The organism is Pseudomonas sp. P5_B3, from assembly GCF_056400405.1.
The window spans coordinates 122735-144501 of the sequence record NZ_JBFULI010000002.1 but is presented as its reverse complement, the minus strand read 5'-3'; the positions used below and the strand labels follow the sequence as shown (position 1 = coordinate 144501).

Annotated in this window: 18 protein-coding genes; 13 read left to right on the top strand and 5 right to left on the bottom strand. The window is 61.5% G+C overall.

Annotated features, from left to right (window positions below; genetic code table 11):
• Positions 1 to 8 precede the first annotated feature (8 nt).
• From ribBA to AC1DRN_RS01840, 8 genes are all read left to right on the top strand, one after another.
• Positions 9 to 1100: a bifunctional 3,4-dihydroxy-2-butanone-4-phosphate synthase/GTP cyclohydrolase II gene (gene ribBA / locus AC1DRN_RS01875; RefSeq protein ID WP_090325554.1), complete on the top strand. Its 1092-nt coding sequence runs from the start codon at positions 9 to 11 to the stop codon at positions 1098 to 1100.
• 91 nt (positions 1101 to 1191) lie between these two features.
• Entirely contained in the window at positions 1192 to 1668 is a 477-nt protein-coding gene (gene ribH / locus AC1DRN_RS01870) for a 6,7-dimethyl-8-ribityllumazine synthase (RefSeq protein WP_003228649.1), read from the top strand.
• Positions 1665 to 2165 carry a transcription antitermination factor NusB gene (gene nusB / locus AC1DRN_RS01865; protein WP_008053839.1) on the top strand — a complete coding sequence of 167 codons (501 nt, stop codon included), beginning with the start codon at positions 1665 to 1667 and terminating at the stop codon, positions 2163 to 2165. The genes ribH and nusB overlap by 4 nt, the downstream gene beginning before the upstream one ends.
• Positions 2166 to 2193: 28 nt before the next feature.
• Positions 2194 to 3159, top strand: coding sequence for a thiamine-phosphate kinase (thiL, locus tag AC1DRN_RS01860; RefSeq protein WP_223457670.1), 966 nt, complete (start codon positions 2194 to 2196; stop codon positions 3157 to 3159).
• Positions 3156 to 3659 carry a phosphatidylglycerophosphatase A family protein gene (locus AC1DRN_RS01855; protein WP_223457668.1) on the top strand — a complete coding sequence of 168 codons (504 nt, stop codon included), beginning with the start codon at positions 3156 to 3158 and terminating at the stop codon, positions 3657 to 3659. Before thiL ends, AC1DRN_RS01855 begins: the two co-directional genes overlap by 4 nt.
• A gap of 248 nt (positions 3660 to 3907) precedes the next feature.
• Positions 3908 to 4525, top strand: a complete 618-nt coding sequence (gene ribA / locus AC1DRN_RS01850) for a GTP cyclohydrolase II (protein ID WP_150726901.1) — start codon at positions 3908 to 3910, stop codon at positions 4523 to 4525.
• Positions 4522 to 4941: an MFS transporter gene (locus AC1DRN_RS01845; RefSeq protein ID WP_223457667.1), complete on the top strand. Its 420-nt coding sequence runs from the start codon at positions 4522 to 4524 to the stop codon at positions 4939 to 4941. Before ribA ends, AC1DRN_RS01845 begins: the two co-directional genes overlap by 4 nt.
• Positions 4941 to 5741, top strand: coding sequence for a cobalamin-binding protein (locus AC1DRN_RS01840; RefSeq protein ID WP_223457666.1), 801 nt, complete (start codon positions 4941 to 4943; stop codon positions 5739 to 5741). Before AC1DRN_RS01845 ends, AC1DRN_RS01840 begins: the two co-directional genes overlap by 1 nt.
• Before the next feature lie 135 nt (positions 5742 to 5876).
• On the opposite strand, the gene AC1DRN_RS01835 is transcribed toward AC1DRN_RS01840, so the two are convergent.
• The 5 genes from AC1DRN_RS01835 to AC1DRN_RS01815 form a co-directional block, all read right to left on the bottom strand.
• Positions 5877 to 7730 carry a TonB-dependent receptor domain-containing protein gene (locus AC1DRN_RS01835; protein ID WP_477786621.1) on the bottom strand — a complete coding sequence of 618 codons (1854 nt, stop codon included), beginning with the start codon at positions 7728 to 7730 and terminating at the stop codon, positions 5877 to 5879.
• A gap of 41 nt (positions 7731 to 7771) precedes the next feature.
• Complete coding sequence (gene dxs / locus AC1DRN_RS01830) at positions 7772 to 9670, bottom strand: 1-deoxy-D-xylulose-5-phosphate synthase (RefSeq protein WP_223460823.1); 1899 nt, start codon at positions 9668 to 9670, stop codon at positions 7772 to 7774.
• 91 nt (positions 9671 to 9761) lie between these two features.
• Positions 9762 to 10649 carry a (2E,6E)-farnesyl diphosphate synthase gene (gene ispA / locus AC1DRN_RS01825; protein ID WP_223460825.1) on the bottom strand — a complete coding sequence of 296 codons (888 nt, stop codon included), beginning with the start codon at positions 10647 to 10649 and terminating at the stop codon, positions 9762 to 9764.
• Positions 10646 to 10888, bottom strand: a complete 243-nt coding sequence (locus AC1DRN_RS01820) for an exodeoxyribonuclease VII small subunit (protein ID WP_223460827.1) — start codon at positions 10886 to 10888, stop codon at positions 10646 to 10648. The genes ispA and AC1DRN_RS01820 overlap by 4 nt, the downstream gene beginning before the upstream one ends.
• Positions 10889 to 10978: 90 nt before the next feature.
• Positions 10979 to 12130: a Fic family protein gene (locus AC1DRN_RS01815; protein ID WP_223460829.1), complete on the bottom strand. Its 1152-nt coding sequence runs from the start codon at positions 12128 to 12130 to the stop codon at positions 10979 to 10981.
• A 278-nt stretch (positions 12131 to 12408) separates the two neighbouring features.
• On the opposite strand from AC1DRN_RS01815, the gene AC1DRN_RS01810 reads away from it, so the two are divergent.
• Genes AC1DRN_RS01810 through AC1DRN_RS01790 form a run of 5 tightly spaced genes read left to right on the top strand, consistent with a single transcriptional unit; the run spans position 12409 to position 21764 of the window.
• On the top strand, positions 12409 to 13200 hold the full coding sequence (locus AC1DRN_RS01810; protein WP_223460832.1) for a YfaP family protein: 792 nt from the start codon (positions 12409 to 12411) through the stop codon (positions 13198 to 13200).
• 39 nt (positions 13201 to 13239) lie between these two features.
• A complete protein-coding gene (locus AC1DRN_RS01805; RefSeq protein WP_223460834.1) occupies positions 13240 to 14952 on the top strand; it encodes a DUF2138 domain-containing protein in 1713 nt (570 codons plus the stop codon).
• 8 nt (positions 14953 to 14960) lie between these two features.
• Positions 14961 to 15587: a DUF1175 domain-containing protein gene (locus AC1DRN_RS01800; RefSeq protein ID WP_223461060.1), complete on the top strand. Its 627-nt coding sequence runs from the start codon at positions 14961 to 14963 to the stop codon at positions 15585 to 15587.
• A complete protein-coding gene (locus AC1DRN_RS01795) occupies positions 15584 to 20143 on the top strand; it encodes an alpha-2-macroglobulin family protein (RefSeq protein ID WP_223460837.1) in 4560 nt (1519 codons plus the stop codon). Before AC1DRN_RS01800 ends, AC1DRN_RS01795 begins: the two co-directional genes overlap by 4 nt.
• On the top strand, positions 20121 to 21764 hold the full coding sequence (locus AC1DRN_RS01790) for a DUF2300 domain-containing protein (protein WP_263289727.1): 1644 nt from the start codon (positions 20121 to 20123) through the stop codon (positions 21762 to 21764). Before AC1DRN_RS01795 ends, AC1DRN_RS01790 begins: the two co-directional genes overlap by 23 nt.
• The last annotated feature ends 3 nt before the right edge of the window (positions 21765 to 21767 follow it).

Here is a 21767-nt window from a genome sequence, read left to right as displayed (position 1 = left end):
GGTGCCTTGTGGCGCTCAATAGCATCGAAGAACTGGTTGAAGACATCCGCCAAGGCAAGATGGTCATCCTCATGGATGACGAAGACCGCGAGAACGAAGGCGACCTGATCATGGCCGCCGAGTGCTGCAAGCCCGAGCACATCAACTTCATGGCCAAGCACGCCCGTGGCCTGATCTGCATGCCGATGAGCCGCGAGCGCTGCGAACTGCTCAAGCTGCCGTTGATGGCGCCGCGCAACGGTTCCGGTTTCGGCACCAAGTTCACCGTATCGATCGAAGCGGCCACCGGCGTGACCACCGGCATTTCCGCCGCCGACCGTGCGCGCACCGTGCAGGCCGCCGCCGCCCGTGATGCCAAGGCTGAAGACATCGTCAGCCCCGGTCACATCTTCCCGCTGATGGCCCAGGCCGGCGGTACCCTGGCCCGCGCCGGCCACACCGAAGCCGCCTGCGACCTGGCGCGCATGGCCGGTTTCGAGCCGAGCGGTGTGATCTGTGAAGTGATGAACGACGACGGCACCATGTCCCGTCGCGCCGAGCTGGAAGCTTTTGCCGCCGAACACGACATCAAGATCGGCACCATCGCCGACCTGATTCACTACCGGATGATCCACGAACGTACCGTTCAGCGGATTGCCGAGCAGCCACTGGACAGCGAACTGGGCCAATTCAACCTGGTGACCTACCGTGATTCGGTGGAAGGCGACGTGCACATGGCCCTGACCCTGGGCAACGTGTGTGCCGAAGAACCGACCCTGGTTCGCGTGCACAACATGGACCCGCTGCGTGACCTGCTGATGGTCAAGCAACCGGGCCGCTGGAGCCTGCGCGCCGCCATGGCTGCGGTCGCCGAGGCGGGCAGTGGCGTGGTGTTGTTGCTGGGTCACCCGCTCGATGGCGACGTGTTGCTGGCGCACATCCGCGAAACCGCCGACCACGCGGCCGTGAAAAAACCGACCACCTACAGCATTGTCGGTGCCGGTTCGCAGATCCTGCGTGACCTCGGTGTGCGCAAAATGCGCCTGATGTCGGCACCCATGAAATTTAATGCGATATCCGGTTTCGATCTGGAAGTTGTAGAATACGTGCCCTCCGAATAATGACCGGTTGTTTCCGGCCCTGAATTCGCGGTTCAAATATCACCGAGGGACGCGTACGAGACGCGTCCCGGCTCTTTAAGAGATCTATCGAATGACCCTGAAGACCATCGAAGGTACCTTCATCGCCCCTAAAGGCCGCTACGCTCTGGTAGTGGGCCGTTTCAACAGCTTCGTCGTTGAAAGCCTGGTCAGCGGTGCAGTTGATGCCCTGGTTCGCCACGGCGTGAGCGAAAGCGACATCACCATCATCCGCGCGCCTGGCGCCTTCGAAATTCCGCTGGTTGCGCAGAAAGTCGCCCAAAAAGGCGAATTCGCGGCAATCATCGCCTTGGGCGCGGTCATTCGTGGCGGCACTCCGCACTTCGAATACGTGGCTGGCGAATGCACCAAGGGCCTGGCCCAGGTGTCCATGGAGTTCGGCGTTCCGGTCGCATTCGGCGTGCTGACCGTTGATTCCATCGAGCAAGCCATTGAACGTTCCGGCACCAAGGCCGGTAACAAAGGTGCTGAAGCTGCCCTGTCCGCTCTGGAAATGGTCAGCCTGCTGGCGCAGTTGGAGGCCAAGTGATTAGCGACGAAAGCGATCGATTCAACCCACGCGACCCAAAGCCTGCGGATGCCGGCAAGCCATCGAAAAGCGTCAAGCGTCGCGAAGCCCGTCAGCTCGCGACTCAGGCGCTGTACCAATGGCACATGGCCAAGCAGTCGCTGAACGAGATCGAAGCGCAGTTCCGGGTCGATAACGATTTCACCGATGTCGACGGCGCGTACTTCCGCGAAATCCTGCACGGGGTTCCGCAGTTCAAGACCGAAATCGACACCGCACTCACGCCATGCCTGGACTTGACCATCGAAGAGCTCGACCCGGTTGAACTGGCGGTTCTGCGCCTGTCCACCTGGGAACTGCTCAAGCGCGTCGACGTGCCGTACCGCGTTGTGATCAACGAGGGTATCGAACTGGCCAAGGTCTTCGGTTCCACCGACGGCCACAAGTTCGTCAACGGTGTGCTCGACAAGCTGGCCCCGCGTCTGCGTGAAGCTGAAGTGAAGGCGTTCAAGCGCTGATTGGCGCTTGGAATGTCGACACGAAGCCATGGGCGAGTTTGAGCTGATCCGCAATTTCTTCGCTGCCGCGCCTTGTGCGCAGGGCGGCGAAGGCGTTGCCCTCGGGATTGGCGATGACTGCGCCTTGCTGACTGTTCCCCCGGGGGAACAGATGGCGATCTCTACCGATACGTTGGTGGCCGGCGTGCACTTCGCCGATCCCTGCGATCCGTTTCTGCTCGGTCAGCGCTCGTTGGCCGTGGCCGTCAGCGACCTGGCTGCCATGGGCGCCACCCCGGTTGCCTTTACCCTTGCCCTGACCTTGCCGACGGTGACTGCCGAATGGTTGCAGGACTATGCCCGTGGTTTGAACACCATGGCGCAAAGCTGCGGTGTGGCGTTGGTAGGTGGCGATACCACCCGTGGGCCGTTAAGCATGACCATGACCGTATTCGGTCGCGTACCGGATGGCCTGGCGTTGACCCGCAGCGGCGCACAACCGGGCGACCTGTTGTGTGTCGGCGGCGACCTGGGCAATGCAGCGGGTGCCTTGCCATTGGTGCTCGGCCAGCGCACGGCCCCAGCGAGCATCGCCGAGCCGTTGCTGGCGCATTACTGGTCGCCGCAACCGCAGCTCGGCTTGGGTCAGGCGCTGCGGGGCAAGGCCACTTCGGCAATGGATATCTCCGACGGTCTACTCGCTGATTGCGGGCATATCGCGCTGGCTTCGAAGGTCGGTATTCAAGTCGAGCGAGATCGCCTGCCGCTCTCCAAAGCGCTGCTCGACTTTCTCGGTCAAGCGGGCGCACAAGCTGCGGCCCTGAGCGGCGGCGACGATTACGTCCTGGTCTTCACCTTACCGTCCGTCGAGTTGCCGCTATTGCTGGCCGACGGTTGGCCGATCCATGTGATTGGGCGGGTGGTAACGGGGCAGGGCGTGACACTGCTGGACGCCGATGGCAAAGACATCACCCCGCAAACCCGGGGTTATCAACATTTTCGGGAGTCACCGTGACAGATCATCCCAAGCAGGTCCCGGCGGAAAACGTACCGCCGTCGGTCTGGCGTAATCCGTGGCATTTTTTGGCGTTCGGCTTCGGCTCGGGCACCTTGCCAAAGGCGCCGGGCACTTGGGGGTCGTTAGTTGCGCTGCCTTTTATCCCGTTGTGGCAAATGCTTCCCGACTGGGGTTACTGGCTGATGCTGGGCATCACCATGTTGTTCGGCTTCTGGCTGTGCGGCAAAGTGGCCGACGATTTACGGGTACACGACCATGAAGGCATCGTCTGGGACGAAATGGTCGGGATGTGGATCACCCTGTGGCTGGTGCCGGAAGGTTGGCAATGGTTGCTCGCGGGTTTCTTGATATTCCGCTTCTTCGACATCCTCAAACCGTGGCCGATTCGCTGGATTGACCGGCACGTACATGGCGGCGTCGGCATCATGCTCGATGATGTCCTGGCCGGGGTGTTCGCCTGGTTGGCGATGCAGGGACTGGTGTGGTTTTTCGCCTGACCGGGGGGGACACCGCCGTCACCCTGTGGGAGCGAGCTTGCTCGCGATGGCGGACTTTCAGTTGACGAATACGCTGCTGATACACCGCTATCGCGAGCAAGCTCGCTCCCACAGGGGTAGTGTCTTGCGGGCGAATATCAAACTTTTTGATAGTTATCGCCGATAATTCAGCCTAAGCGTCGCCCGGAACCTGCTGTTACAATGCCGGCTCTGCGAATCTTCAGACTCTTTAGATCAGGAGCACACCGGTGCCTGTCGTTTTTGTCGCCGCTTCCAAGCTGCCAACGCCTTTTGCGCAATTCACCATGCACGGCTTTCTCGATGAAGCCACCGGCCGCGAGCACGTTGTGCTGAGCCTGGGTGAATTCGCCGACGGTGCCCCGGTACTCGGCCGGTTGCACTCCGAATGCCTGACGGGCGATGCCTTGTTCAGCCAGCGTTGCGACTGCGGCTCGCAACTGGAGGCCGCCTTGCAGGCCATTGCCCGCGAAGGTCGCGGCGTTTTGCTCTACCTGCGTCAGGAAGGTCGGGGCATTGGCCTGCTGAACAAGATCCGCGCCTATGAGCTGCAGGACGGTGGTGCCGACACCGTCGAAGCCAACGAACGCCTGGGCTTTGCCGCCGACCAGCGTGACTACGCCATGTGCCTGCCGATGCTGGAGCACCTGGGCGTGAAGTCATTGCGCCTGATGACCAACAACCCACGCAAGGTCAAGGCCCTGACCGACATGGGTATCGTGGTCGCCGAACGCGTGCCGCTGCACACCGGCCACAACCCGCATAACCGACTCTACCTGGCGACCAAGGCCAGCAAGCTCGATCACATGATGGGCAATGAGCATCAGGGCGAGGTAGACCGGGCGTGACCCGCGGTCAGGTGCGGCGGCGACTGTCCGTCAACTGGTGGCAGTACCTGGCACTGGCCTTGTTGCCGCTGTTTGTGATCAACGCGGTGTTCGGCCAGAGCGAAGCCATCCTGCCTGTACTGGCGATGCCGTTGTTCATCGCTGGAGTCGCCTCGATGTTTGTCAGCCTGAGGTTTTTCGGTGCCTACAAACACGCGCTGATCGCCACCCAGAAAGCCCTCGATACCCCGGATGAGCCTGCTGCCTGGATCAGTCTGGCGGCCAAGCGGCGCACGGCATTCCTTGCCGCCGGCCTGCCGGCCTGGATCGCTGCCCTGGCGGTGTTCGTCGGTCTTGAAGCGGTGCCGCTGATGCTGCTGGCGCTGTCGACCGTCGTGCTGTTCTACCTCTACCGTATTCCGCGTCAACTCGGTTGATGCGCGCGCTCTGGCTGGCGGTGTTGCTGCTGGCCGCCAGCAGCTCGGCCATCGCGGTCGAGCGGGTTGTCAGCCTTGCACCGTCGCTCTCTGAAATCGTCGTTGAACTGGGCTCCGCCGACCTCCTGGTCGGTGTACTTGACGCTGGTGAACGACCTGCCGAACTCAAGAACCTGCCCTCCGTTGGCCGCTATGGCCAGCTGGACATGGAGCGGTTACTCAGCCTGAATCCCGATCTGTTGCTGCTATGGCCCGGTAGCGTCGGCCCGGCCCAGCGTGACCAGCTCAAGCGCCTGAATATTCCCACCTACGTCGCCGAACCCCACAGCCTGAACCAGCTCGCCGCACAGATCGAGACCATTGCCGCTCGGCTTGGTCGGCCTGAACGCGGAACTTCATTGGCCAACGACTTACGCCAGCGRCTGGATGAATTGCGCCAACGCTATCGCCGGGACAAGCCGTTACGAGTGTTCTATCAGGTCTGGGACCGGCCGCTGTATACGGTTGGCGGCGAGCAGATCATCAGCGATGCGCTACAGGTCTGCGGTGCGCAAAACGTATTTGGTGACCTGAAACTGCCGGCACCGCAGGTCAGTGTGGAAGCCGTATTGCAGCGTAATCCCGAGGTGATTCTGGCCAGCGATCAGGCGCAACTCGATGCGTGGAAAGCCTGGCCGCAGGTGGCGGCCGTGGCACAGGGGCAGTTGCGATTGGTGACAGACAAGGGCCTGGAGCGGCCGAGTGGGCAGATGATCGAGGCGACTGCAAAGCTGTGTAGCTTGATCGCGCCGGATCGCTGAGACCGAGGTGCCTTCATCGCGAGCAAGCTCGCTCCCACAGGGATTCGGTTTGATTGCAAATCTGTAATCCAATCCAAAACCTGTGGGAGCGAGCTTGCTCGCGATGAGGCCATTCCATGTGCCGAAAACTTCAGATCAGATCTCCGGCGTCCACGTCACCCCGAACATCCACGCCCGACCCTCTTCGCGATACCCGTACTGGCTACCTTGGAAGCTGTACAGCGCCCGGCTGTAACCCTTGTCCAGCAGGTTGTCGACCTTCAGCTCCAGACTGATTTCACGATTGAGCTCCCAGCTGCTGCGCAATCCCAACAGAGCATAACCACCCAGCGGCTGTTGATTGTTCAAGTCGTCATAGCTGCTGCTGACCGCTTGCCAACTGGCACCGAGGCCAAGGCGATCGAACTGACGGTCCAGATCCCAGCTCAAGGTGCGCCGCGCACGACGGGCCAGGGTGCGGCCCGTGTCACGGTCGCGCGGGTCGATGATCGCCACGCCGAGGTTGCTCTGCCAGCCGAACAGGTCCTGCTTCAGTGCGGCTTCGAAGCCGTTGATTCGCGCCGAGGCGACGTTCTGGGGGGGCGAGTTGCTGCCGGCGATGATTGCGTCTTCGAGGTCGGTACGATACAGCGACGCCTCCAGGCGACTGCTCTCGGTCAATTGACTGCGCCATTGCAGCTCATAGCTTTTCGACGTCTCCGGCTTCAGGTCCGGGTTACTGAAGTCGGGGTAGTACAGATCGTTGAACGTCGGCGCGCGGAAGCCTTCGCTGTAGGTCAGTAGCATTTCGTTGTCCGGGTTCAGCGGCAGAGTGAGGGTGCCGCTCCAGGTATTCTGGCTGCCAAACTGCTGGTTATCGTCATGACGCAGGCCCAGCTCCGTGGAGAAACTGTCGGCCTGATAGCGGTGCTGGATGTACGCCGCTCGGTTCCAGCGACTGTCCTCATCGAACGCGGTGCTGCTGTTGATGCGGTCTTCATACCAGTCACCTCCGAGCAGCAAGCTATTGCGCTCGTTGAGCGTCAGGTCGTTCTGCCAGTTCACCGAATCGCGGTAGGTGTTGAACACGCTGCGCTCATCGCTGAGCTTGTCCAGGGTCTTCTCGCGGTTTTCGCTATGGCCGAACTCGATGCGGGTTTTCCACAGATCATTGATGCGCGCGTCGATGTAACTGCTGACACTGCTCACATCGAATTCGTTGTAGGGCTGTTGTTGGACCGACTTGAACGTATTCATGTCGAAGCGCCCGAACGGGTTGTCGAACTCGCTTTTGCCGCGGTTATCCAGCAGGTTGGCACCGACTTCGATGTCATCGGTCAGCGCATGGCTGAGGCTCAGGCTGACGGATTTGTTGCGGTATTCGTCATGGTCGCCGTCGCTGGGATACGACTCGTGGGTGCGATTGATCCCGGCGGTTTCGTCGAGGCTGGCGCCGAGGTTGAAGCGGGTGTGTGCATCGCCACCGGACAAACCGAGGCTGCGCTCCCAAGTCTGGTTGCTGCCAAAGCCCATATGCAGTCGAGGTTGCAGGCCCTGTTCGCCACTACGACGGGTGAAGATCTGGATCACCCCGCCAATCGCATCGCTGCCATAAATCACCGAGCGGGAGCCGCGCAGCACTTCCACGCGCTCGACTTGTTCGATGTTGATGTGTTGCAGGTTGCTGTCGCCGGAGCTCGAGCTGCCGATACGCTGGCCGTCCACCAGTACCAGGCTCTGGGCCGACTGGGTGCCGCGAATGTAGACACCCGGAAGGCTGCCGCGCCCGCCGGTTTGCACGACTTGCACGCCCGGTACGCGACGCAGCAGGTCGGTGACGCTATTGGGTTGCAGGCGATCGATGTCTTCGCGGGTAAAGACGCTGTTGGCTGCACTGCTGTCATTGCGCGCTTCGACCTGGCGGTTGGCACTGATCAACACATCGGGCAGCTTCAGGGCCTGATCGCGTTCGAAGGTGTCGGCCAGCAGTACATCTGAGTCGACTGACAGACCGCTATCGCGAGCAAGCTCGCTCCCACAGGGTTTTGCGTTTAGATGTTGAGCAGTTGCAGGCGCTCGCGAATGGACGCTTCGATTCCCGCTTCATCCAAACCACACTCGGCCAGCATTTGCGCAGGCTTGGCGTGTTCGACGTAGATGTCGGGCAAGCCCAGGTGCAGCATCGACTTGAGGATGTTTTCGCGGGCGAGGAATTCGCTGACCGCGCCACCGGCGCCGCCCATGATTGCGTTTTCTTCGACGGTCACCAGCAGTTCATGGCTGCCGGCGATTTCGCGAACCAGCGCTTCATCCAGGGGCTTGACGAAACGCATGTCGACCACGGTCGCGTCCAGCGTCTCGGCGACTTTCAGGGCTTCGGCCAGTTGCACGCCGAACACCAGCAGGGCGACTTTGCTGCCATGGCGGCGAATCACTCCCTTGCCGATCTCGATCGGCTCCAGGTCTTTCTCGATGGTCGCGTTCGGACCATTACCGCGTGGATAACGCACGGCCGCCGGGCCTTCATACAGGTGACCGGTGGTGAGCATTTTGCGCAGCTCGTTTTCATCGCTCGGAGTCATCACCAGCATGCCGGGGATGCAGCGCAGGTACGAAAGGTCGAAACTGCCGGCGTGGGTCGGACCGTCTTCGCCCACCAGTCCTGCGCGGTCGATGGCGAACAGTACGTCGAGGTTCTGCACGGCGACGTCATGCACCAACTGGTCGTAGCCGCGCTGCAGGAAGGTCGAATAAATGGCTACCACAGGTTTGGCGCCTTCGCAGGCCATGCCGGCCGCGAAGGTGACGGCGTGCTGCTCGGCAATGGCCACGTCGAAGTAGCGCAGCGGGAATCGTTCGCTGAAAGCGACCAGATCCGAGCCTTCCTTCATCGCCGGGGTAATCCCGACCAGGCGCGGATCGGCAGCCGCCATGTCACACAGCCATTCGCCGAACACACCGGAATATTTCGGTCCACTGGCCTTTTTCGGCGCAACGGCCGGGGCGTCCAGCGGTTCGAGTTTGGTAATGGCGTGGTAACCGATCGGGTCGACTTCCGCCGGGGCGAAGCCTTTGCCTTTCTTGGTGACGACGTGCAGGAACTGCGGACCTTTCAGGTCGCGCATGTTGCGCAAGGTAGCGATCAGGGTCGGCAGGTCGTGGCCATCGATCGGGCCGATGTAGTTCCAGCCCAGCTCTTCGAACAGCGTGCCGGGAACCAGCATGCCTTTGGCATATTCTTCGGTACGGCGGGCGATTTCCCAGGCACCGGGCAGGCGCGACAGGACCTTTTTACTGCCCTCGCGCATGCTGGCGTAGGTGCGGCTGGAAAGGATCTTCGCCAGATAGTTCGACAAACCACCGACGTTGCGCGAGATCGACATGTCGTTGTCGTTGAGGATCACCAGCATGTTGGCGTCCACTTCCGGCGCATGGTTCAGCGCCTCGAACGCCATGCCCGCGGTCAACGCGCCGTCGCCGATCACCGCGATGGCCTTGCGCTCGCTGTTTTGCAGGCGGGCGGCAATCGCCATGCCCAGCGCGGCACTGATCGAGGTGCTGGAGTGGCCGACGCCAAAGGTGTCGTACTCGCTTTCGGAGCGGCGTGGGAACGCAGCGACGCCGTCCTTCTGGCGCAGGGTGCCCATGCGCTCGCGACGACCGGTGAGGATCTTGTGCGGATAAGCCTGATGACCCACGTCCCACACCAGACGGTCGTCCGGAGTGTCGAAGACGTAATGCAGCGCGATGGTCAGCTCGATCACGCCCAGCCCGGCACCGAAATGCCCACCGGTCTGGCCGACCGTGTAGAGCAATTCCAGGCGCAACTCATCGGCCAGGGTTTCCAGCTCGGCTTCGCCTAACCGGCGCAGGCCGTCCGGCGTATTCGCGCGGTCGAGCAGGGGCGTGGTTGGGCGTTTGCGGGGAATCTCATGAAACGTCGTGGGCATCAGGCGAATCGTTATAGGTATAAAAGATGCGGCAGTTTACCTGATGCATCGGTCCCTGCCCACGCGTTGGTTTTTTTTGGCGGATTCGCCGTCAGCTGCGGCGATCGACGATATACCGGGCCAGATCGCGCAACGGCTCGGCCGCCGCGTCAAACGGTCGCAGTGCGTGCAGAGCCTGGTCGCGCAGCTCCAGGGCATAAGCCTTGGCGGCGTCGAGGCCGAGCAGGGCCGGATAGGTCGGTTTGTCCCGGGCAATGTCGGCGCCCTGGCGTTTGCCGAGGGTTTCGGTATCGCTTTCGACGTCGAGAATGTCGTCCTGCACCTGGAATGCCAGGCCGATGGCCTGTGCATAAGTCTGCAGGGACTTGAGTTCGTCTTTCTCGGCACGGCCGCTGGCCAGTGCACCGAGCTTGACGCTGACTTCGATCAGCGCGCCGGTCTTGTGCCGGTGCATGTACTCCAGGGCTTTCTGGTCAAGCTTCAGACCGACCGAGCCGAGGTCGATGGCCTGACCACCGACCATGCCCGCCGGGCCTGCGGCCAGTGCCAGGGCGCTGACCATTTGCAGGCGGATTTCGGCATCCGACGTGCTCAGGCGTGGATCGAGCAGGGCGCTGAAGGCCAGGCTCTGCAAGCCGTCGCCGGCGAGGATCGCACAGGCTTCATCGAATTTCTTGTGGGTAGTGGGCTGGCCGCGACGCAGATCGTCATCGTCCATCGCCGGCAAATCGTCATGCACTAGCGAATAGGCGTGGATCAGTTCCACGGCGCAGGCCGCACCGTTGGCTTGCTCGGGCTTGCCGCCCAACGCTTCACACGCGGCGTAGGCCAGCAGGGGACGCACGCGTTTGCCGCCGTTCATCACGCTGTAGCGCATGGCCTCATACAGCCGCGTCAGCTCAGGGCTCGGCGCGATGAACAGGGTTTCCAGAGCCGCATTGACGCGGGCCTGGCTGGTGGCCGAGTACGCTGCAATCATTCTGGCTGATCCGCGTCGAAGGGTTCCTCGGCCAACTCGCCATCACGCTCGAGCAGCACCTGAACCTTTTGCTCGGCCTGGGCCAGCGCCGCCTGGCAATCGCGGGTCAGACCGATGCCTTGCTCGAAAGCGGCCAGCGACTCCTCCAGCGACAATTCGCCATTCTCCAGATGCTCCACCAGCGTTTGCAGGTCGGCGAGGGACTGTTCGAAATCCAGTGCAGCTTTTTTGCGGGCCATGGCGGCGATTTCCGGTTGACGTTAAACCGGCGCGACACTAGCAGATAGGGGGGTTATGGGCAAATGAGCGGGGTGGTTGGTGCAAGGGTTTCAGCGCTCAGGATGCGCTTGGTCGGGATATTTGATCTGGTAGCGAGTACTGCGCCCGCCACCCGGCAGGCGTTGCAGGCATTCCTTTTCCAGCAGTTCGGCCAGATGCCGGGTCGCGGTCGCTTTGGAGACTTTCGCAACGGCTTGATACTGCGCCGCACTGATCCCGCCTTCGAATCCACGCTCCCCTGCGTCCAGCAAACGATTCAGTACTTTGGTCTGCTCGGTCGACAGCTCGGACTCCCGGTGCGCCTGCCAGAAGCGCGCTTTGCCCAGCACGGATTCGATCCGTGCCATGGCCTGTTGCAGGCTGCGCAATAGAGTTTGCAGGAACCATTCGAGCCAAACAGTAACGTCCGTGTTGGATTTCTGGCAGGTTTCCAGCACCCGGTAATAGCCAGATCGATCCTCGAGAATACTCGCCGACATGGCATAAAAACGGATCGCCTGAGCCTCGCCTTGAGCCAATGCAAGGTCGGTGATCGTCCTGGTCAGGCGACCGTTGCCGTCGTCAAACGGGTGGAGTGTGACAAACCAGAAGTGTGCGATGCCAGCTCGCAGCAAAGGGTCGAGCTCGGACTGATTTCGGCTGGTTTCAAACCATTCGAGGAAAGCATCGAGTTGGCGCTCAAGGCCCAGGCGAGGCGGTGCTTCGAAGTGCACGGTCGGTCTGTCGAGACGACCGGAAACCACTTGCATTGGATCATCGCCGCGCAAAGCACCTACACGAATGCTTTGCGCGGCCAAGCCGATTTCCTGTTCTGGAAACAGCCACTCATGCCAATCCAGCAATCGTTCAAGTGTCAGCGGCTCGGCAAAACGCTGCGTCGCATCGAGCATTAATTGCGCGAGTCCTTCACTGCGCTTGCTGACGTTGTCGCCATCATTGAGCTCCAACCCCAATCGCCGCGCCAATGAAGAACGAACTGAACCGACATTCAGCTGTTCGCCTTCTATCGCCGACGAGGTGACGATGTTCTGCAGCAATGCATCCAGTTCACTTTGTGCGCTCAGCGAACTGCCCACGGAACTGGCCATGCCCATTAGCCGACCTTGTGCTTGAACGCACTCGCGTAACAAGGGCGCCAAGCGTTCGGCGCTCCAGGTGAAACCCGGCCAATCAGGTTGCTGCCATATCCATTGAGGTGTCATGAACTTGATGCTCTAAGTAGGGGTGAGCCGATTAGATGGGCTATTCGGCTCACATAATGAGCCGAATATGACGCGTATTCGGCTCACCGTCCACCCATTACCGTGACTCCCGCCGCAATTTCGGAGCCATCCGATTGTTAAAAAACAACCAACTGGCTAACCTTTGCGCCATCTACGGCCCAATAGTCACGGGTCTTTCAGACGAAACACAGTATCCACATCTGTAACGCGCCGAGGATCGGGCGCAAGGTTTCGTCATGCATGGCAGGAGGCGTCGCATGCGCTCATTTCTTTTGCTGCTGATCGGGTTGACTATCGCGCCCGTGATTCTGGCTGCGCCGAATGCCGAGTTATCGGAACCGGTGGGTGGCTGGCGTTACAACGGTCTGCTGGACCGTAGCGAAAACCCGCAAGTCGCCTATCCCACGCCACCCATCGACCGGGGTGTGCAGCGCAATCGCACGATGATCGAAGGCCGGCTCAAGGCCATCGGCACCCAGCGCGGGCCGCACACGTTGGCGGTCAACGGCAATCCGCTGAACCTCTACACCGACGAGCAAGGGCGTTTCGCCCGACCCTATGCGTTTGGCGCCGGCTCCAACAGCGTCGAAGTGCGCAGCGCCGAAAGCCAGTCCCTCAAGCGTGTTCAATTCTATGAAGCCAACAACCTGCGCACCCCGGCGCGGATTCGCGTGGTGCTGGGTTGGGACGATCCGAAGGCCGAACTCGACCTGCACATCATTACCCCCGACGGCCAGCATGCCTTCTGGGCGCGCCCGGCGATGAGCAACGGCGGCGGCCTCGACCCTGATGGCGTCGATGGCCCGGGCCCGGAAATGTTCACCATGACCGCACCGCTGCATGGCACCTATCTGGTTTACGTGAACTATTGGGGCAACTTCGGCAGCGACGGCTATAACTTCGATGAGTCCGGCAACCAGAACGAGGTGATTACCTCGCAGATCAACCTGGTGCTCAACGAAAACACCGTCGATGAAAAACGCGAGACGTTCGTCGTGCCCCTACGCGCAATCGGCGACCTGCTGCTGGTCAAGACTTTCAACTACTAAGCATCCCCGCTCCACGGATGAACATCGGGTTTTGTGAACATGAGTGATAGCACTGTTACTCCGGCCGCTGGCGCACCCGCGGCCAAACCTTCCCTGCATTGGCCGACGCTGCTGATCGGGTTATGCCTGGTCGTTGTCGTGGCCGGTGGGTTGTGGTGGTTCATGCACAAGCCCAAGGCCCCGGCGCCTGCGTTGGCCAGTGACAAACTGGGCATGAGTCGCCCGGATGGCCTGCTGGAAACCCATTCCCTGAGCCAGTTGCCCAAGGACTTGCTGGCGGTACCGTTTCTCAAGGAAACCCTGACCGAAGATTTCGTCTTCTATTACGAAAGCCACGCCGATCGCCTGGGCTTGATCGGCAGTCTGCGGCGGATCATCTACGAGCACGACCTGAAACTGCAGGACACCTTGATCGAGCAGCTGTTCGATCAGCCTGCCGACGTAGCGTTGTGGCGCGGGGCGGATGGGCGGCTGAAGGATTTCCTGCTGGTGATGGATCGCGGCGGGTTGGCCAAGGTGCTGGAGCCGTTGGCCAAAGTGGCGCTGGACGACTCGCAGCTGAGCAAGGTCGCTGACGTGAAGGTCGGCACCGACGACGTGGCGCTCTATCAACTCAACTACAACGCGAGCAAGGCGCTGCTGTTTGCGTCCCATGGCGACAAACTGGTGGTGCTGTCCAACCCGGCGAAACTCTACGATCCGCAAAGCGGTGCAACGGAAGAACCGGGCAGCGTGTCGACCACGGCCATTGCCGCGTTGCTCAATGGCGACAAACTGTTCCCCGAAGCCTTCGGCCTGCCACCTCGTACGCCGCAGGTGAAACAACGCCTGTCGGTGAATGCCAGCGTGCTGGCCATGGGTTACCAGCGTTTCATCCCGAACTTCGCCGGCCTGCGTTTCGACATGGACGACAAGGGCTGGCACAGCTTTCTGGCCATGGACGAACTGGAGAATCAGCCGGACTTCGATTTCAAACCGATCTGGCAAGCCATGCCCATGGGCGCCAGCGCTTGCGTGGCGTTGCCGCTGGCTGCCGAACAACAGAAACCGCTGCTGGTGAAACTCGGTGCGCAGGATACGGTGGCCCAGGCATTGACCAAACACATGACCGGCGCGGCGGGCCTGTGCTGGTATGCCGATTCGCGGTTGTACACGCCCTTGCTGGTGGCCAGCCTCATTGATGACGACAGCGGCAAACTGGATGGAGATCTGGGCAGCCTGTTTGGCTCGATGGTCGGTGCCTTTGAGCCCAATGTCGAAGCAGGCGCCTTCCCGGTGGTGGAAAAACAAGAAGGCCAGAGCCATCAATGGCAACGCCAGGTCAGCTCCAGTTTCGGCCCCTATGCGGCCAAGGACGCTGAAGACCCCGACGCCATCACCGGCAAGGCATTCATGAAAGTCAGCCTGGCGCGGCACGGTTCAACGCTGCTGTTCTCCCTCGATGACAAGCTGGTGGACAAGGCCCTCGGCACCCTCGACAAACGCTTCCCGCCGATGGCCGACGTGGTGCCGAAAGACCTGTTGATGCCGGTCTATTTCGGCCCGGATTCCATGGCGCAACTGATGCAGCAGGAAACCCTCGACAGCCTGCCCCAGGACATGGAACCGGTGTTCTACAACGCCGCGCAAACCTACCTGATCCCGAAACTGCGCAAGCTCGGCGGCTACGGCAAGTACGCCCTGACCTTGCCCGAAGGCAGCGAGCCAGACGGCCACTGGCAGTGGCTGCCGCTGGAGTGGAAAGCCCTGTGACGGCATTGATGCGGAGTCTCGGCCTGCTTGCGCTGTTGCTGAGCGCGAGTGCCCGCGCTGTCGAGGCACTGTCACTCGACCCACAGCAATCCCAGGTGTTCCGCGCCTGGTTCGTGCGTATCGCCCAGGAGCAATTGAGCCAGGGCCCGAGCCCGCGCTGGTATCAACAGGACTGCGCCGGGCTGGTGCGCTTCGCTGCCAATGAAGCGTTGAAAGTCCATGACGACAAATGGCTGCGCAGCAATGGACTGTCCAATCGCTACCTGCCGCCGGAGCTGCAACTGAGCGATGCCCAGCGCGGTCTTGCCCAGCAATGGCAGCAGGGCGGCGGCAAGGTCGGGCCATACGTCAATGCAATCAAATTGATCCAGTTCAACAGCCGTCTGGTCAGTCGCGATGTGGCTCAGGCGCGACCTGGCGACCTGATGTTTTTCGATCAGGGCGACGACCAGCACCTGATGATCTGGATGGGCCGTTACATCGCCTATCACACCGGCACCAGCACACCCACCGACAACGGCATGCGTTCGGCAAGCCTGCAGCAACTCATGACATGGAAGGACACCCGATGGATACCCGACGCAGCCAACCCCAACTTCATCGGCGTCTATCGACTGAATTTTCTTTCCCAATGACCGGTGCCCGCATGCTGCGTTTTCTGTCTCTGATGTGGGTATTGGTGCTGCCTTTCACGGCGGTAAACGCCGACGATTCGGTCCCGGCCAGCGGCTATGCGCCGGTGGCCGGCGAGAGTTTTTTCCTGCTGGCCGACAGCAGCTTTGCCAGCGATGAACAGGCGATGGTGCGCCTCGAAGCACCGGGTCGCGACTATCGTCGGTTTCGCATGGAGCCCTACGGCGGCGCCGACATTCGGGTGTATCGCATCGACAAACCGCTGGATTTCCTCAAGCGCCAGAAGAACCTGCATCGGGTGGTCAGCGATGGCCAGTTCAAGGGTGAAGGCCTGTCCAACACCCTCGCTTACCTGTGGGACAACTGGTATCGCAAATCCCGTCGGGTGATGCAGCGGGCGTTTTCCTACGAGTCGCGTAAACAAGTCACCGAGCAAGTGCCGGAACTGAAGATGGGCAACGCGATGGCTGCGCCAACGCCCTACGATGCGCAGCCGCAATTCGCGCTGATACCGGGGTTGCCGGTGGTCAGCCAGTTCCGTTATCCGTTGTGGCAGGCCAAGCCGATTCAGCCACCTGCAGGGGTGAACCTGGCCGGTTCTTCCAGCGAGTTCGTCAGTGTCGCGCCGGGCAACGTGTACATCCCGTTGGGCAATCTCAAACCGGGTCTTTATCTGGTGGAAGCGCTGATCGGCAAGTACCGCGCGACCACCATGGTGTTCGTCTCCAACACAGTAGCGGTGAGCAAGATTGCCGGTGACGAACTGCTGGTGTGGGCCGCACGCAAACACGAAGGGAGTTCGGTGCCGAAGGTCAATGTGCTGTGGACCGATGGCCTCGGCGTTATGAGCAGCGGCGCTACGGATACTGATGGCTTGCTGCGCCTGAAACACGTCAGCCCCGAGCGCTCGTTCGTGATCGGTGAAGACGAAGAGGGCGGGGTGTTCGTCTCGGAAAACTTCTACTACGACAGCGAAATCTACGACACCAAACTCTATGCCTTCACCGACCGGCCGCTGTATCGGCCGGGGGACTGGGTGTCGCTGAAAATCGTCGGACGGGAGTTCAAGAATGCCCGGGATTCGGTGCAGCCCACCGCGGCCGACGTCAACGTGACCGTGCTCGATGCGACCGGCACAGCGCTGCAATCCCTCGACTTGACGCTCGATTCCAGGGCCGGCACCCAGGGCCGTTTCCAGTTACCGGACAATGCCGTGGCCGGTGGTTATGAACTGCGTTTCAACTACAAGGATCAGGCCTACAGCAGCGCCTTTCGCGTCGCTGAATACATCAAGCCGCATTTCGAGATTTCGCTCAATCTGGCCAAGCAGGATTACCGTACTGGCGAGCCGGTCAAGGGCAACCTGGTGCTGCTGTACCCGGACGGCAAGCCGGTGGCCAATGCGAAATTGAGCCTGAGCCTGCGCGCCCAACAGCTGTCGATGGTCGACAACGAACTGCAATACCTCGGGCAATTTCCGGTGGAGCTGACCAGCACCGAATTGACCACCGACGCCAGGGGCAATGCGTCCCTCGATTTGCCGGCAGCGGACAAACCGAGTCGCTACATGCTGACTGTATTTGCCAGCGACGGTGCGGCGTATCGGGTCAAGGCCACCAAGGAAATCCTGATCGACCGTGGCGCGGCGAATTTCCGCTTGAGCGCGCCTCAACGCTTCAGCGCAGTGGGTGACAAGGTTGCCTTCAGCTACGCCCGCGAAGGCGAGCAGGCCGATGCCGTTACACCGGGCAGCTATGGCTGGGTGCGTTTGGAGGACCAGAGCACCGGCGAAGGCAAACTCGCGGCAACCGACAAAGGTTTCACCCTGGCCTTCGACCGGCCGGGCACCTACAACCTGACGCTCAAGGATGATCATGGTCGGGTGGTCGGCGCCACCGGCCATTCGGTTACCGGCGAAGGTGTCAAAGCCGTACCCGGCACCGTGGAAATCATCCTCGACAAGCCCGAGTTCATCGCCGGCGATGAAGCGCTGGCGTTGATCACTTTCCCGGAACCGGTCAGCGATGCCCTGCTGTCGCTGGAACGGGACAAGGTCGAAGCGACCGCGCTGCTGTCCAGGGGCGGTGACTGGCTGAAACTGGAAAAACTCAGCGATACCCAATATCGCGCACGCATCCCGGTGAAGGACGGTTTCGCGCCGAACCTGACCTTCTCGGTGCTGTACACCAAGGGCGGCCAGTACAGTTTCCAGAACGCCGGCATAAAGGTGGTGACACCACAGATCGACGTGACCATCGCCACGGATAAGGAAACCTATCAGCCAGGTGAAACCGTCTCGGTAGACCTGACCACCCGGTTCGCCGGCAAAGCGATTTCCGCGCACCTGACGGTCAGCGTGGTCGATGAAATGGTCTACGCCCTGCAACCGGAAGTCGCGCCGAGCATCGACCAGTTCTTCTATCACCCACGGCGCAACAACGTGCGCACCAGCGCCAGTTTGTCGTTCATCAGTTATGACGTCGCCTTGCCGGGCAGCCCCGGTGCACCGGGCAAAGCCAATCGCAGTGAGCGCGGCGTGAAAGTGCTGGAGCGACCGCGTCGCGAGGATGTCGACACGGCGGCGTGGCAACCTGAGTTGCTGACCGATGCCAATGGCAAAACCCGCTTCACCTTCAAGATGCCCGACTCCCTGACCCGCTGGCGCATCACCGCCAGGGCCATCGCCGATGGCGGGCAGGTCGGGCAGAAGAAGCAATTCGTGCGCTCGGAAAAACCGCTGTACCTGAAGTGGAGCGGCCCGACTCGATTCCGCGCCGGCGACAAACCGGACCTCGGCGTGTTCGCCTTCAGTCAGGCCGAGAAACCGGTCAAGGCCGAACTGGTGACCCGTTACGTCGGCAACGAACAGCGCTTGCCTGTAATCCTGAACAGCGGCATCAACTACATCCCGTTGCCGGCCTTTGAGCTGGCCAATGGCGAGTGGAGCGCCGAGCTGGTGCAGGACGGCAAAACCGCAGATGCCCTGGCGGTGCGCCTGAGCGCGACCGGTGAAGGCTGGCAGGTGACTCAAACCCAGAGCCTTGATGTGGGTGAGGGTGATACGCCGCTGACGTTGCCGGCAGACGCCAGTGATATTCGCCTGCGCCTGGATGACAGTCCGCAAGCGTTGTTCCGCTCTGCCCTCGACGACCTGCTGAGCTACCCCTACGGTGGCGTCGAGCAGACCGCCAGTCGCTTGTTGCCGTTGAGCATCGCCTACCCGACGCTGGCGGCGAATCCGCAGATCCGCGATCGCCTGCGCCTGATCATGCAAAACAGTCGTTTGCGCCTGGTGCAAATGGCCGGCCCTTCGGCGTGTTTCACCTGGTGGGGCATGGACGGCGAGCCGGATGCGTTCCTCACCGCTTACGCCTATTACGCCGACTGGCATGCCAGCCAGGTGCTTGAACTGAGCCTGCCGCCGGAGCATTGGCAGCGGGTGCTGGAGGTCTACGCCAAGCAGGCGAAGAACACGCCGCTGTTGCAGCGGGCGCTGACCCTGTCGTTTGCCCGACAGATGCAGTTGCCGGTCAACACCTTGCTCAGTGGCTTGATGGACGACCTGGCGAAAGCGGGCGAGGGCACTGCCGCGAATCTGATGGAAGACGGCGAAGACAGCCTCGTCATGAGCGATCCGGATTCCGCGTTGGGGCTGGCTGCCGCACGGGTGCTGACGGCATCGCTGGCCAGGCAAGCGAAGGTGGCTTTGCCGGACGCGTTCAATCGGCAACTGGCCGACGCGCAGCAGCGTCTGGCGGTCAGCTCCCAGCCGTTTGCCGAAGCGCTGAACCTGTCGCTGCAACCCTTCGATCAGGCTCACGCTCAAGCGTTGTTGCAACGTCTATTGCCACAGCAATCGACCCTGGAACGTGCATTGGCACTTACCTGGCTGCAACGCAGCATCGAGCAGGCATCTCCCACCATTGCATTGGCGCCGGGTGAAGGCTGGAAGAAGCAGTACGGAGTTTCTGGTGAGATGTATTGGACGTGGCAGGGGGCTGCGCTCGTGCCGGCGGTATTGACGCTGACCGGTGCGCAAGAGCGTCCGTTGCGCGCTGCATTGAGCTACCGCAGCCAACAGCCGGTGGTCGATCCGATGGCCGTGACCATCACCCGTCGCCTGTCGCGACTGGTGCCGGGGGATGAGGCTTTCACCTTCAAACTTGAAGCGGTCGGCAACGCGCCGCTGTCCAGCGACAACCTCTATCTCGACGAAGTGATCGTCACCAGCAAAGCCGCCAGACCGTTGCGTTACGGCATGCTGGAAGTGCCGCTGCCGCCTGGTGCTGATGTCGAACGCACGACCTGGGGCATCAAACTCATGGGCAAGGCCGGCACCGAGCCGACGTCACTGGAAAAGGCGCGATTCGAACCGGGACAAATGGCCTACGCCATTCCGGTCGATGCCTTGAGTGGCGAATTGCGCCTGCGGCACTTGGTGCGTTTCTCGCAGAAGGGGCAGTTCAACTTGCCACCGGTGCGGTTCACCCAGGTTTATGCGCCGCAGCATCAGGCGCTTGAGCAAAAAGCAGCTCTTGGCCAGCTCACGGTTCACTGACGTGCACAGGCTGCTGATAGGTTGCTTGCTGTGTTTGATCCCTGCGCTGGCGACGGCGCAGGACGAACCGCTGCGCCTGGCCTTCAAGGGCGATTTGTTGTCGCTGAACCGAACTCAGGTGATCGCCCGCGAACCCTTGCCGCAGACCTTGCAGACGCCGCTGGGCAGTGTGTGGAAGTTATTCGTCTACGCCTGGCTAGTGGACACCGGCGCGCGTGAGCCGGCGTATGAATGTCGCGGCCAGTCGAAGGAAGAAGTTTATTGCTGCACGACGGGCGGCAGGATCGAGCGAGATCAGGCGTTGGTGAAGTCATGCGGTCTGTATTTCGAACCCGCTCGGTTGGGCATCGGCGATGCCGACTGGCGAGCCTATTGGCAGGCGCGGCAGGCGCCGCAATGGTTGCTGGATTTGCCTTCGTTGCAACCGGCTACCCGGGTTTCGGTGGCGGAACTGTTGAAGGTGTTGGCCGTGCTGCCGGCGCAGGATCAAGCCCGGCGTGTGTTGCTCGATGTAGTGCTCAATGCCGCCGATGGCCAAGTCGTCGGTGAACTCGGCAGTCGTCTGCGGGTGAAGACCTGGAGCTGGTTGGCGGATCAGGACGCAATATCGCGTCAGGGTGGATTCGCCGGTTGGATGGCGGATGGCACACCGGTCTGGGCCGGAGGGCGGGGCACCAGTCAGCGGGTACTGCGTGATTACGCGCAGGCAATGTCGACGGTGATTCCCGTTTCATGGCCTGCGGATGCAGGGAGATGCGTAGAGGTCGACCTGTTCTCTCGCTATCCACTTCGGCGTGTGCTGTCAGGCGGCACCGCTTTGACTTCCGGGGCATTGCAGGGTGACTACCGCGTCGAATTCGCCAATGGGAATGCGCTGGATATTCACAGCGACGGCGAACTGTTTCTGCTGAACGACAAACTCGTGGCTCGTCTGGATCGCGAAGAGTACGTCGCCCGTGTTCTCCAGCGCGAAGCCAGTGCCGAACCGGTCGAAGCCGCCAAAGCCCTGGCCGTGGCCATCCGCACCTACCTGCTGCAAAACGCTACGCGCAGCGGTGACTGCCTGAGCATCGACGACAGCAGCAGCCGTCAGCGGGTCGCACCGCGTCCGGCGTCGCCCGGGTCACGCGACATCGCCGCCTGGACCAGCGACCTGGTGCTGGCCGGCAGCACCGTCACCTACCATTCCGACCAGCCCGGCCCGGACAAACTGTCCTGGCAGCAAGCCGTCGAACAGGCCCGTGCCGGCCAGCGCTACGACGCCATCCTGCTGCACGCCTACCCACGCGCCAGTCTCAGTCGCTGGGACAACCCGGTCGCGTCCTGCGAAGCGTTGCCCGCCGCACAAACATGGCTGCAGAAACAACGGCGCGGCTGGCGCCCAAGGCTTGAAAGCGAAACCGGCTACAGCGAAGTCAGCACCTTCGCCGTATGCCGTCTGGCCTTCGGCCGCCCCTATGTCGACCGCGAACGCCAGCGCATCTACGTGCGTGGCGCGCAGACACTACAAGACCGTCTCGACCTGACCCACGAATACCTGCACCTGGCCTTCGAAGCACACCCCAACGGCCAGGATGAAACCTACATCGAAGGGCTCGCCCGCCACCTCTTGCTGGAATAGGCC

Coding starts and splice junctions, on each gene's coding strand:
- ribH (WP_003228649.1), top strand. CDS start 1,192: ATGACCCTGAAGACCATCGAAGGTACCTTCATCGCCCCTAAAGGCCGC.
- thiL (WP_223457670.1), top strand. CDS start 2,194: ATGGGCGAGTTTGAGCTGATCCGCAATTTCTTCGCTGCCGCGCCTTGT.
- dxs (WP_223460823.1), bottom strand. CDS start 9,670: ATGCCCACGACGTTTCATGAGATTCCCCGCAAACGCCCAACCACGCCC.
- ispA (WP_223460825.1), bottom strand. CDS start 10,649: ATGATTGCAGCGTACTCGGCCACCAGCCAGGCCCGCGTCAATGCGGCT.
- AC1DRN_RS01820 (WP_223460827.1), bottom strand. CDS start 10,888: ATGGCCCGCAAAAAAGCTGCACTGGATTTCGAACAGTCCCTCGCCGAC.
- AC1DRN_RS01815 (WP_223460829.1), bottom strand. CDS start 12,130: ATGACACCTCAATGGATATGGCAGCAACCTGATTGGCCGGGTTTCACC.
- AC1DRN_RS01810 (WP_223460832.1), top strand. CDS start 12,409: ATGCGCTCATTTCTTTTGCTGCTGATCGGGTTGACTATCGCGCCCGTG.
- AC1DRN_RS01805 (WP_223460834.1), top strand. CDS start 13,240: ATGAGTGATAGCACTGTTACTCCGGCCGCTGGCGCACCCGCGGCCAAA.
- AC1DRN_RS01800 (WP_223461060.1), top strand. CDS start 14,961: ATGCGGAGTCTCGGCCTGCTTGCGCTGTTGCTGAGCGCGAGTGCCCGC.
- AC1DRN_RS01795 (WP_223460837.1), top strand. CDS start 15,584: ATGACCGGTGCCCGCATGCTGCGTTTTCTGTCTCTGATGTGGGTATTG.